The organism is Bacteroides faecalis (genome assembly GCF_003865075.1).
In the GTDB taxonomy this organism is placed as follows: domain Bacteria; phylum Bacteroidota; class Bacteroidia; order Bacteroidales; family Bacteroidaceae; genus Bacteroides; species Bacteroides faecalis.
Genome location: NZ_BHWB01000004.1, coordinates 324,698 through 337,548 on the forward strand (window position 1 = coordinate 324,698; position 12,851 = coordinate 337,548).

Here is a 12,851-nt window from a genome sequence, read left to right on the forward strand (position 1 = left end):
TTAAACGATGATTATCCCCATTACAAGAATGTAATTACAAAATACTCAGTAGGGACTTTAAAAATATAAAGTCCCTAACATTTACCATTTACATAATGAAAGAGTTGTTAAACTTGAAATTTTCTCGGCTATTGTCGGAATACTCACAGCGTGAAGTTTCTGCGAATGAATTAACAGAAGCTATTGAGGAATTAGCTACTCATGTAGCCGATTTCAGTATCAACGAACAGGATTATAGCGTTTTATTACATTGTTTTTCCTTTGGTTTACCCCGTCTTAAATCGTATCGTTTACGGTTTGAGCAAGAAAAAATACTCTATTTACATTTGATTGATGAAGCAATAGAATTGCTAAACAATAAAATGCGTATTATCAAACTGCACATAAAATATCCAGAACAGTTTCAGCAACATACAAATAGGCTCTTTATTTCCTCTCTCCACTTAGCAAATAAGACAAGCCTTATTGACATCATGGGAATAGTTAGTGGCTTATTTCTTTCCAAACGCATAATATATCAGAATGGAAAACCTGTTCATTTGACGGATTTAGGGAAAGCCTTTGAATGGCTTTTTAATATCAAAGAGATTATCACCAAAAGTATATGGATGTCATTAAGTGTAAACCGACCAATATCTTGATTCGCTCAAAAACTATATTGTGACCGAACAAATATTTATAAAATATTCAATCGACAAAGTATTGATACTGAGCTACTATTATGTATCTCTAAAATTCTTAAATATATCAAAAAGAATTATCCTGCCGATATTAAATTATAAATTCTTCAAAACACCAATCATAAGTCCAAAAAGATGCCCCAAGCTCCCAAAGAGGCAATTAAAGTATCCCATAGAAGACGTGAATTATATTCTACAAGTATGTTTAAATTTTCGCTACGGTAATTCTACATTTCTCTTCTCATACCGACTACCTTTGTGGCACAAAAAAGAACAAGCAAGCTAAGTGTTTTATATGATCAAAGTCATCTATCCACATTTAAAATAGCTATTCTGTATATATACAATAATCCCCTTCTTGAACAAAGATTTTTATTAACTACTAAAATAAAAGAAAATGAAAACTATTAAACATTATTTTTCAAAAGTATGCGCCATTGCCTTACTTACAGTTATTATAATAAGCTGTGGAAGTGATGATGACAATAAACTACCCGAACAATTCACTGTTACATTTGACTCACAAGGAGGAAGTAATGTAAGTCCACAAACTGTAAACGATGGGGCAAAAATAAAAGAGCCTACTGCTCCTACTAAAGACAAATCAATTTTTGTTGGTTGGTATAAAGAATCAAATTATACTAATATATGGAAATTCGAAAGTGATATAGTAGTGAAAGATATCACTCTTTATGCTAAATGGCAACAAGTCGATTACACAGTTACTTTCAACGTTAATGGAGGTAATGCTATAGACCCTCAGGGGGTAGCAGAAGGCGGATTTGCAGTAAAACCACTCACCCCAACAAAAGAAGGAGCCGCTTTTGAAGGATGGTATACGGATGCTGCTTTGACAAATGCATATGATTTCAGTACTCCAATCACAAAGGATCTTACTCTCTATGCCAAATGGACAGAAATAACTCTCACATCATTAAATGAGTTAATTAAAGAAGCTACTCAGTTGAATGATAATAATTACGAAGATGAATCTTACGAAGTTATGTACAGCAAACTACAAGCTGCTAAAGTAGTTGCTATCTCTCAGAATCCAACTCCCACAGAAATTTATAACGCATACCAAGCGTTAATTAATGCCATCAATCAATTAATAGCCAAACCTTATCGTGCAACCTCTAAATTAGGATTTGATCCTATGCCAGTCGACGGATTAATTTATGTTACTACAAATTCTGAGAATCCATTTTACTTATATGCTATTGGATTAGACGCCAATGGTGAAGAAGCTACCAATAGTGATGTAAACTTTACATATGACAATCTCGAGACTTGGGCACAAGGTGAAATTACTAAAGATAAACATAACATAACATTCATGATCAATCCTGCGCTCACAGCAGGTAGCACAATCAATATTAGCATTTCATCTGCAGAATTCCCTTCAATCTCTCAGGTTGTAACACTAAAAGTCATCAGTATCGATGAATTGAAGGCGAAATTTATACAAAAAGCCAACACATTACCTAATCCAAATCAAATTAGTTCAGAAAATTACGATGAAGTGATTAAAATAGTGGATGAAACATATAGATTATACAATAATTTACCATATGAAGTGATGCAAGAATTCGATGTTATAGCCGCATTTAATAAATTACAGGCATGTTCTAGAGCTACAGAAAACATTGCAAAATTTACTTATTCGTTCACCGGAAACCGTTGTGAATTTATAGCTTATGACGAGACTTTTTATTGTGATTATGAATCGAAAGGGGAATTTCCTGTAGGAGCCTATGTTATGTCTGATTGGGAAAAAGACGGCAACAAATATTATAACAACAAAATTGAACTCAAAGCAGACAAAACATTTCAATTGTATTATAGAACTTCTGCAAGTGCAGACGGTAAGAATCCATCTGCATGGGATGAAGAGGAAGAAAGAGGTACTTATTCCTACACTGGAAACAAAGCCAACGGAGGCACTATCTATATGACTTACGAATACAATGAAGACTATGATTATCGTTCTGTAAAATCAATAAGAAAAGATAGTAAGTTTAAAACAATACAACATTCTTCAAACAGATAAGACTGAACGAAGAATTGATACTATAATAAAAGAAGAAATTGTATCAAAATAAAGTGTATCTCAAAAGCTATATAAGAATACTTTTGAGATGCACTTCTTATTTCCAATTATGCATCAACATAATAGTAATTGCGTCAAATTTCAGTTTTTGATTAATTCATCCTTATGGTAAAAACAACAATTTATAAATTATTGATATGCCATTCAGATTAAGAGAAATATAAATTCACTATCTTTGCCAAGAAATTAAGATTCTGAATATTTCTTAACAATACGGCTTATTCAGAAACATTATTTAAAAATTTAGAGATAAATTCTTTAACATATTTGGTATAAATCCGTAGAGGAAAGTACTTTCTTTCATAAAAGTACTCTCCTATTTTTTTATTTATGGGAATAACATATTTATCTATTGAACTTACATTTGACCTAATTGCTCTTGCAATGGGAGTAATACTCATTTTTCGAGCAAAAGACAACTATCAAAGACTTTATTGGGGAATAATAGCATTTGCCATTGGCGCAGTGATGTCATGGGAAAATATTGGATGGCTAATGATAGTCACAGATACTCCCACATATGAATTCACAGACCTCCTCAACATCGAGAAAATGCTTAAATGGTATTCATTAGCCAGTATTGTATGTCTTTTTCCGATCATATCATTATCCCCCGGATACTTTAACTATTTAAGAATATTTACTTTCTTACTTCCACCCATCATTATTATAACCGTAGGATTATGCTATCTTTTTTTCAATGGAAAAATCACTCCTATTAATTCTTTAAATGAAATTATTCCCAATATTGGAGAACTGGATATAAAATTAAGACTAACCATATTCCTGCTTTCAATTTTCATTCCACTGACTTTTCTAGTCTATCCAATAATCAGCAATAAAACCTACCGCAAGATTAACAATAACATGTATGCATTCATTGCATTCCTATTTCTTTTTCTGGGTATATACATACTGTTTACCTTGAATATCAATGAATTTATATTCAATTTATTCGGAATTATTTCCATTATATTCACTATCTTATTTTCCATACAATATTTACGCTACGAGAATCCATTTTCTGACCATATAGATATGATTTGTGAAATGAGCAAAGAAGAATCATATACAAAGTTACCTCAAACATTACCACTTTTCACAACAATCGAAACATACTTTAAAGAAGAACACCCATATACAGATCAGAATTATAATATAGAATGTTTGGCTAAATTTTTGGGTGAAAAAAAATATTCCATTTCAGAAGCAATCAAGAGTGGAGGTTTTACAGGTTTTAGAGAATATATCAATTATAGACGATTAGAATATTTTAAGCAACTGGCAACAGAAAACTCCAATAAAAACGTGAAGGAATTAATGTATTTATGTGGCTTCACCTCACGTGCCACTTTCTATCGTAACTTTTCGGAAAAATATGGTGTATCACCATCAAAATACATTGAAAATCATTCAATTAAACAGTAAATCATCTCACATATCTCTTTTTACAAGTATATAGAAAAGTGTCTCATTTTAAAAATGAGACACTTTTTATTTTTATGCTCTAAACTAATACATTATTTTTGGTGAAGAAATCAAAAGGGTGAGCCCAAAAATGAGTATATAAAGTCTAAAATTGGGGAATAAAATTATATAGAACACAATACTACGCAAATGATACACATTGGTAAAATAATTGAAACAGAGCTTCATCGTCAAGAACGCCCTGTCACATGGTTTGCAAACAAACTCTATTGTGATAGGACGAATGTATATTCTATATTTAAAAGAAAAAGTATAGATACGGAACTTTTATTACGAATAAGCCAAATACTAAATCATGACTTTTTCAGCTATTATATTTCAGAGCTAGATTCTACTGACTTATAAGATTGTACTGGGTAGAAAATAAGTATAAAAGAAAATAAGAACTATTGTAGTCCATCATTTGTTGATATATCATAACTAAACATCATGAACGATGCTACTCACTTTCTTAAATACGTTAGCTACGATTATCAGTGTTATCAGTTTACTGATCGTCACCTATGGAGTATTTGTCGGCTTCATTGCTTTTTTACGCAATGAAATAAAACGATTCAACGGTACATACTCCCTTAATAACATCCGGGAATTACGTACTGACTTTGGCAGTTATCTTCTACTTGGACTAGAATTTCTTATTGCTTCAGATATTTTAAAAACTGTAGTAGATCCAACTTTAGACGAATTAGCCATCTTAGGTGGAGTGGTTATTGTGAGAACAATACTTTCTGTTTTTCTAAATAAAGAAATTAAGGAACTAGATCAAAACGAGCGTTCAAAAAAAACAAAGGCTTAATCTATTACCAATAAAAAATCCCTATAGTCTTTCAACTACAGGGATTTTTCATTTTATATCATTAATATTACTTACGATACGAAGCCTTTACAAAAGGAGCATCTAACAGATAGTCAATACTTTCTTTGACGCTTTCTTCCACAGGGCAGCTATATCTTTCAATTTCAGCTACAATATTCTGAACACCAGCAGTTGCTGCATTCTTAAAGATAGCATCAAATCCTACCATACCACTTTGACCAAGTTCACGATCATCTTTGATGTGCAATATTTTAAAACGTCCCGGATATTTTTTGAAATAATCAACCGGACTATTCTGGCCTCTTACTACCCAATATACATCCATTTGGAAAAAGACATAATCTGGATTAGTATTTTCGAGCATGTAGTTATACATTACTTCTTTACCTTCTACTTTCTCAAATTCATGAGCATGGTTGTGGTATCCATATAACATGCCATTCTCCTTGCATCTCTTTCCTATTTCGTTAAAATAATTACAATAAGTCTGCAAATCTTTGACTGTTTTAGGCACTCCTAACCAAGGAGTTACAATATATTTCATTCCAGCAGCCTTGTGAGCAGCAATACATTGATCCCACCATTTCAGTGATTCAGTAAAATCACCGGAAGCCAATTCTTGATCTGACAAACCTCTTGAACAATGTGAAGACAAAACAGTCATACCTGCATCTTCAACGGCTTTCTTAAAGTCTTCTGGAGTTAAACCGTAAAACTTACCATCGTTATAGTTGGCAGCTTCTACGCTTGAATATCCCATCTGAGCCAATTTCTTTAATAAAGCATTAAAATCAGATCCTTCTTTTATTAAATCTCTAACTGAATAAAGTTGGATAGTAACATCTTTTTTCTTCTTTGCATCTGCTGCTTGTGGTAAAGCGATCAAAAAAGCAAATAATATAAGCAAATATCTAAATTTCATGGTTTAAAATGTTTAATTATAAAACGATATAACTCTATTGAATAACTATCTATATATGATATTCAACGAAGTTGTTAATTAATTATCTTTATTAATCAAGAATTTTTATGCGGATACTACGAAACCAAACATCATTACCATGATCTTGGAATCCAATAAATCCTTCTTTATTATCACCACCACAATTATTCAGCATTTGAAATGCCAAAGGCCATCTTTTTTCACTGAACTTACTTTCCTGAAGCATTTCAGTCCATTGTGGTGTCCATAAATGATACTCAAGAACGTTTTGATCATTCTGACCATGAACTACGGTTCCATTGTGTACCATAATTTTAGCTTTATTCCATTCACCAAATGGTTTTTGGTTCTGAGGAACAGCAGGAATCATATCATACAGAGAAGCTGATTTTCTGTTGTTGTCTTTACCAAGTTTCGCATCCGGATGATTTGCATTATCCAACACCTGATATTCAGGAGCAGAAATGTAAATAGGTTCCAAAACCTCATTGCCATTCTTATCGGTAGTAGTTAATTCCTGAGCCAAATAGAAAATACCGGAGTTTCCTCCTTTTGAAATTTTCCATTCTACTTCCAATTCAAAGTTTTTAAATTTGTGGGCAAAGATAAGATCACCACCATCACCGTCACCAGAAGTGTTGAACTTAATACAACCATCTTCGATAATCCATTTAGATGGAACTCGATCCTTACCATAGCCACGCCAGCCATTAAAAGTTTTACCATCAAAAATAGTGATATAACCATCCTTGTCTATCGGCAATCGCAGTTTTCCAGTATCGGCAGCTTTCAACGACTTAGAATAAGTAAGAGTAACCTCCTTCTTTTTCTTTGCATCCAGTGCTTGAGGCAATGCGATCAAAAAAGCCAATAATATAAGTAAATATCTAAATTTCATTAGTGAAATACTTAATCATTACTCCATATTAATAACTTCATTGAAGAAATATCAAAATATATCCTTCAATGAAGTTATCCTATAGAGTAAGTATTCTTATTAATCAAGAACTTTAACGCGAATGTTACGGAACCAAACATCATCACCATGATCTTGGAATCCAATAAATCCTTCTCTATTATCACCGCCGCAATTATTCAGCAATTGGAATGCCAAAGGCCATTTTTCTTCACTAAACTTACTTGCTTGAAGCATTTCAGTCCATTTCGGTGTCCATAAATGATATTCAAGAACGTTTTGATCATTCTGACCGTGAACTACAGTTCCTTTGAATACCATAATCTTAGCCTTATTCCATTCACCAAATGGGTTTTGATTTTGAGGAACAGCAGGAATCATATCATACAAAGAAGCTGATTGTCTGTTGTTGTCTTTACCAAGTTTTGCATCCGGATGATTTGCATTATCTAACACCTGATATTCAGGAGCTGAAATGTAAATAGGCTCCAAATTCTCATTACCATCCTTATCAGTAGAAGTAACTTCCTGAGCCAGATAGAAGATACCAGAGTTACCACCTTTAGAAACTTTCCATTCTACTTCCAGTTCAAAATTTTTAAATTTGTGAGCGAAGATAAGATCTCCACCATCACCATCCTGAGCTTCTCCACCACCAGAACCGTTGAACTTAATACAGCCATCTTCGATAACCCATTTAGATGGAACTCTATCTTTACCATAACCACGCCAACCATTAAAAGTTTTTCCATCAAAAATAGTAATATAACCATCTTTGTCTATCGGCAATTGTAGACTGTCAGTATCGGCAGCTTTTAATGATTTTGAATACCCAAGGGTAACCATATCAGATGATTGCTCTTCTTGAGTATTAGCATTTTTCTTGCCACCGCCACAAGATGTCAACGCACCGGCAATTACGCAGCAAGCTAAAGGATAAAACAGATTTTTCATGAATTCAATTTATTAAATTAATATTTGAGTTAGTTTTTTATTATTTAGGCATATCAGGTAATTTCCATCCTTCACGATATGTATGTTTGATCAGTTCCTGAGCAAAAGCCTGTGCATTAACTGGTTCTGTCCAAGTTTTATCAAAGGTTGGATGACCATTCTTAATAGTAAAACCATCCTTGATGACAGAACGAACAGTAGCATTCGGATCAATATTGGTAAACGTCATATTCGGTCCGTCCCACAGCAACTCTTGGTTGAGCGATTGCAATCTGATAGCAAGTACACCCATTACTACCATTTCATTGAAAGGACCTGCTTCGCTGAACGAAGATGCAGTCTGTATACGACTAGACGGTTTTTCCTTACATGCACGTACGAAATCCATTTCGTGAGATTCCTGAATTTCACGTAGCACTTTTGGAGAATCCGGATTTCTTCCTGACAATAACCATGGATTAATACCATAGCTACCACAGATAAGAGTATCTTTTGTTCCATGGAAAATGACACCACCACCATGATCATTCAGATCTTTATGTGCAGGCAATCCTTCAGGACGCATTGGTTTTAAACCTCCATCATACCAAATAACTTCAACCTCCGGCATTGCTACCTTCGGCATATTTTCACGAGCAGGAAAAGTATATTTCACCATCTGAGCACTTGGTGCACAGTCAGATAACAATAATGTAGAACTACCTTGTACTTTAGTAGGATAAGTTAATTTTAATCCTTTGAATACAGGATGAAGGATATGGCAAGCCATATCACCTAATGCGCCTGTTCCAAAATCCCACCAACCACGCCAGTTCCATGGAGTATAACATGAATTATAATCACGATATTGAGCTGGGCCAAGGAATAAATCCCAATCCAATGATTCAGGAATTGCTTCACTTATTTCCGGACGATTAAGTCCCTGTGGCCAAATAGGACGGTCTGTAAACGCTTCCACTTTAGTGACTTCTCCAATTTCACCATTCCATATCCATTCACAGACTTTACGAACACCCGGTGCCGAAGACCCCTGATTACCCATCTGTGTAGCTACATTATATTTTTCAGCCAATTTTGTCAATAAGCGTGATTCATATACCGTATGAGTTAGTGGCTTCTCACAATAAACGTTCTTCCCCATCATAATAGCTTCCGACGCAATTATAGCATGAGTATGATCAGGCGTTGCTATCATTACAGCATCTGCAGATTTTCCTAACTTATCGAACATAATACGATAGTCACGAAATCGTTTTGCTTTCGGGTATTTCTTGAATACATGATCGCTATAGTTCCAATCTACATCACAAAGCCCAATAATGTTTTGACTTGACAAACCATTCAGTACACTAGCACCACGGCCTCCGATCCCGACACCTAAAATGTTTATTTTGTCACTTGGCGACACATGACCATGGCTTTTACCTAAAATTGTGTTAGGAGCAATAGAAATACCTGCTAACGCTGCAGCTCCCGTTTTGATAAATTGTCTCCTCGAAATGTTTGACATAATTTATAGTATTAAGGATTAATTATAGATTATTATTCTGCAATAATCCATATCCATTTTTCATATTTTTTCTACGTTCGCGAATTTTTTCCAGTGTCCTCAAATTACCAATAGAAGGCAAGTCATGTGTTTGAGCATCTTCCAAAAAGGTCCAGGCATATTCCGAAGCAATGGCAGAATCACGCATAGACGGCAACCGAGGGTTACGTATTCCTGTTTCTATAGAATCTGCAAATAAATCACATAAAGCATCGATGTTTTTCCCACCGAAAGGTTTCTCCAAATGAATAGTCTCATGAACCCCATGAAGATCTACTTTTGCCATTTGAAAATCATGAGTCATATGGGCAATACCTTTTGTTCCGATGATATCCACATATGAATTATGGGTTTGATCTTTAGACAACTGCCCATATACAAATCCTTGTGTGATATCAAAAACTACTCCATTCTGAAAAGTTCCATGACACTGTACCCACCAAGGATCTTTATAATTCCACATATTGATACCTTGAGCATGCCACGTTTTATAATCACAACCAGCATACCAGCGAGCGATGTCTACATAATGCATTCCACAATCGTGGAAAGCAGGACCTTCATATTCGTGTCCCTCACCCGGTGCTAATCCGGGAGTCATGTGGCAAATACGCAAAATTGCTAATTCACCGATTTCACCTTTGTCTATAAATTGTTTGATTTCCCGATGATACCAAGAATTTCGAAGATATAAATTAACGGTAGAAAGGCGGTCACTATTTTCCGTAAGTTCTACAACCTCCCATTCTCTATCAACCGTGTCTGCAACTGGTTTCTCTGAAATAATGTGTTTTCCGCTACGAATAGCACGTTCAATCTGTTTCTTACGAGAATCTGCTAATGCAAAAAGTCCAACTACTTGCACACTTTCATCATCAAATATAACTTGTTCATCAGCTACAACTTTAGATTTCGGTGAAAGTACTTTAGCTAGTTCACGACAATCAGCACTTACATCACAAATGTACGCAACTTCCCATCGACCACTCTTTTGCATTTCTTCTAAATAAAATCGTCCCATGCGACCGAAACCGATCAGTCCAACTTTAATTTTCATATTACTTCTGTTTATTTATTCAAAGTATTATATAATAAGGTATAAAAGTCAATATTGAACTTCCAGACAATCCTAGAAATATGTGGTCTTTTTTAAATATCTTAGCAGATTCGTGTTTCATATTTTTATGTCTATTAGTAGCTACGCAACAAATGTACGGCAATTGGTAAGAAAATGAAAGCATACTTATACAAAGAAATATAAAAATAATACAAAAAAGCATTAATATCTTATTATTATCACTGAAATGAAACCATTTACTTAATATTTAATAAAAAACAGACCATTTCTTCATATTACCAACTCCTGATTTTAATTAATCAACAACCAAAGTTCAGCCAAAAGTACTATTTACAATTAAAATACTCCAAGACTTTAAAATATCTATTGCCTATCATATCAAGCAATCCCCAACAATTCAACCTCAAATATCAATGTTGAAAAAGCGGGAATCGGACCAGAAGTACGCGAACCATATCCCATCATATACGGAATATAAATAACCCATTTATCCCCTATGTGCATTTGCTGAAGAGCTAATTGCCAGCCTTCTATCACATCACTAAGACGAAAAGCCTCCGGACAACCACGTTCATAAGAATTATCAAATTCTCTACCATTTATCAAACAGCCTTTATAATGTACTGTTACAATATTATGTACACTAGGTGAAATATTTGCCGTACCACTCTCCAATACTTTATAATATATATTACACGGCAATGAGCAAATTCCCTCTTGCCGGGAAAGTTCACTAAGAAACTGTAGATTCTTTTCTTTATACTCTTCTTTTCTTCCCATTACAGAATTTATTTTTATACAAAAATAAGAAGAAACTTCCATAAAATCTGTATATTTGCAGTATGAAGTTACGAAAAGAGTGTAATTTATTGGAAATGAGCGTAGGTTAATTGCTCTTGATAGTAATAGGTTACGATTTAGTTAGTTATCTACTGCATTATCCTTCTGCGCGTTGCGTAACCTTCAAAGAACTCTTCGTATGCAAAAGTAGCTATTTAATTCGAGATTTTGATATAAACTCCCGTTTTTTATCCCCTCATTCATAAGAATTTTCCGTAAAAGCGGTATTGTCCGTCGGCACACCATTGCCCAAAACGAGTTTGGAACAAACGTGTGCCGACTACCGCATAGCTGGAGAAAAGGGCATTGCCTCACGCCTAAACGATGTTTAGACAGATGAAGCAATGCCCCTTTCTTTTGCGCCTATGCCAAGAGGTGCTTTTACGGGTTTTCAAATGATTTTTCTTTTTTCGCTGTCTCTTTTGCCGGAAGCGGAAAGTGAATGCAGAGTGTGTCAGCCTGCCCCATGAATGAAACAGGCGCCCACACACAGCCGGACAAACCGGGAAGAATGATTGTTGCCACCCGGCTGAACAAGTTCCGTCGGATCGGAAACAATCATACTTCCTTTGTTGTGGTTTGCCCTTTTCACGCTTCCGGTGATGTCTTTTTCCTTTTGGTGATTCTTTTTTTTACGGATTTTCCCCTGAAGTTTTTTTCTACACAATCTGCCTCTGTTTTCGTTTACCTCCATTTTGCGCCTTTCAGTAAGCCGCATCAGTCAGTCATTTTCGTTCTGGGCGCAAAGGTAATTCCGGGATTGGACGGGAAAGCAAGGTCAAGCCTCCTGTTTTCGGTAAAAATCTCCAGCCCTGCGGGTAGTATTTTGACCGAAAAACCTTGCATTCCCTAATCCCTACCTTTTCAAGCACCCGAAACGAAAACGACCGATGCGACAGAAAGACGCATAAAAAAAATGTCGGATAAACGAGAGGCAGATAAGATAGTTTGAAACTCAACTCCCTCAGCTCTTGAATCCGCATTAAAAACAAAAAAATCAAAAACAGCGAAGATATGACGGCAACGGCAAATTTCAGACAAATGGCGCAACACATCGGGTTGGCGATATGCGGCTTGATGATGCGCACCGCCTTCGGGGTGTTCGGCATCCTTTGGGGCATCATCAGAGAGATTGTAAACGGAGTGTTCCGAGTGGCGATAGGTGTAATCGTGGTTATCCTTTCCACCATTGCCTTCTTTGGCTTCATCCTTTGGTTATTCACCCTTTAACCCTTACCGACATGGCAAAAAGAAACAGCAAGACGGCAGCGCAGCAGTGCAGATATTACGAGGTGGACAACATCTTCGTGTATATGGTGGAAACGTACATCAACGGCAATTTTGAAACTTTCCGAAGATTGTACCACGAACTGAACAAGGACGCACGGAGGGATTTCATGGACTTCCTTCTCAGCGAGGTAGAGCCGACCTATTGGAGAGAGATACTGAAACAGATAATCTAAAAATGACAGCGAT

At 35.3% G+C, this 12,851-nt stretch carries 13 protein-coding genes and 2 pseudogenes; 8 read left to right on the forward strand and 7 right to left on the reverse strand.

Translation table 11 applies throughout. The annotated features are described in order from the left end of the window. Positions 1-95 precede the first annotated feature (95 nt). The 6 genes and pseudogenes from EJF25_RS09320 to EJF25_RS09345 all read left to right on the forward strand — a co-directional run. Positions 96-311: pseudogene (locus EJF25_RS09320) on the forward strand (hypothetical protein); the annotation flags it as partial. Further along, positions 286-664 (forward strand): annotated as a pseudogene (locus EJF25_RS26320) (RteC domain-containing protein). The pseudogenes EJF25_RS09320 and EJF25_RS26320, both read left to right, overlap by 26 nt. Positions 665-1,077: 413 nt before the next feature. Then, on the forward strand, positions 1,078-2,730 hold the full coding sequence (locus tag EJF25_RS09330) for an InlB B-repeat-containing protein (protein WP_125041011.1): 1,653 nt from the start codon (positions 1,078-1,080) through the stop codon (positions 2,728-2,730). 390 nt (positions 2,731-3,120) lie between these two features. After that, a complete protein-coding gene (locus EJF25_RS09335) occupies positions 3,121-4,218 on the forward strand; it encodes a helix-turn-helix transcriptional regulator (protein ID WP_125041012.1) in 1,098 nt (365 codons plus the stop codon). A gap of 189 nt (positions 4,219-4,407) precedes the next feature. Beyond that, positions 4,408-4,623 (forward strand): XRE family transcriptional regulator, encoded by a 216-nt coding sequence (locus EJF25_RS25595; protein ID WP_125041013.1) that lies wholly within the window; start codon positions 4,408-4,410, stop codon positions 4,621-4,623. Between the two features lie 91 nt (positions 4,624-4,714). Continuing rightward, positions 4,715-5,074, forward strand: a complete 360-nt coding sequence (locus EJF25_RS09345) for a DUF1622 domain-containing protein (protein ID WP_125041014.1) — start codon at positions 4,715-4,717, stop codon at positions 5,072-5,074. A gap of 67 nt (positions 5,075-5,141) precedes the next feature. Here the strand turns inward: EJF25_RS09345 and EJF25_RS09350 are convergent, their stop codons facing one another. From EJF25_RS09350 to EJF25_RS26755, 7 genes are all read right to left on the reverse strand, one after another. Beyond that, positions 5,142-6,017, reverse strand: coding sequence for a sugar phosphate isomerase/epimerase family protein (locus EJF25_RS09350; RefSeq protein WP_125041015.1), 876 nt, complete (start codon positions 6,015-6,017; stop codon positions 5,142-5,144). A gap of 91 nt (positions 6,018-6,108) precedes the next feature. After that, positions 6,109-6,936 (reverse strand): 3-keto-disaccharide hydrolase, encoded by an 828-nt coding sequence (locus tag EJF25_RS09355; protein ID WP_125041016.1) that lies wholly within the window; start codon positions 6,934-6,936, stop codon positions 6,109-6,111. A 99-nt stretch (positions 6,937-7,035) separates the two neighbouring features. Continuing rightward, positions 7,036-7,908 (reverse strand): 3-keto-disaccharide hydrolase, encoded by an 873-nt coding sequence (locus EJF25_RS09360; protein WP_125041017.1) that lies wholly within the window; start codon positions 7,906-7,908, stop codon positions 7,036-7,038. A 40-nt stretch (positions 7,909-7,948) separates the two neighbouring features. Next, complete coding sequence (locus tag EJF25_RS09365; RefSeq protein WP_200832894.1) at positions 7,949-9,418, reverse strand: glycoside 3-dehydrogenase; 1,470 nt, start codon at positions 9,416-9,418, stop codon at positions 7,949-7,951. A 22-nt stretch (positions 9,419-9,440) separates the two neighbouring features. Continuing rightward, positions 9,441-10,514 (reverse strand): disaccharide 3-dehydrogenase, encoded by a 1,074-nt coding sequence (locus EJF25_RS09370; protein WP_125041018.1) that lies wholly within the window; start codon positions 10,512-10,514, stop codon positions 9,441-9,443. Positions 10,515-10,913: 399 nt separating this feature from the next. Then, a complete protein-coding gene (gene bamJ, locus EJF25_RS09375; protein WP_502697243.1) occupies positions 10,914-11,426 on the reverse strand; it encodes a BamJ family beta-barrel-assembly machinery protein in 513 nt (170 codons plus the stop codon). 403 nt (positions 11,427-11,829) lie between these two features. Further along, positions 11,830-12,093, reverse strand: a complete 264-nt coding sequence (locus tag EJF25_RS26755; protein ID WP_005653600.1) for a hypothetical protein — start codon at positions 12,091-12,093, stop codon at positions 11,830-11,832. A gap of 296 nt (positions 12,094-12,389) precedes the next feature. Here EJF25_RS26755 and EJF25_RS09395 point away from each other — a divergent pair, with 296 nt between their 5' ends. Together EJF25_RS09395 and EJF25_RS09400 are read left to right on the forward strand one after the other, a co-directional pair. Further along, on the forward strand, positions 12,390-12,605 hold the full coding sequence (locus EJF25_RS09395; protein ID WP_125041020.1) for a hypothetical protein: 216 nt from the start codon (positions 12,390-12,392) through the stop codon (positions 12,603-12,605). An 11-nt stretch (positions 12,606-12,616) separates the two neighbouring features. Beyond that, positions 12,617-12,838 carry a hypothetical protein gene (locus tag EJF25_RS09400; RefSeq protein WP_004291534.1) on the forward strand — a complete coding sequence of 74 codons (222 nt, stop codon included), beginning with the start codon at positions 12,617-12,619 and terminating at the stop codon, positions 12,836-12,838. Positions 12,839-12,851: the final 13 nt, after the last annotated feature.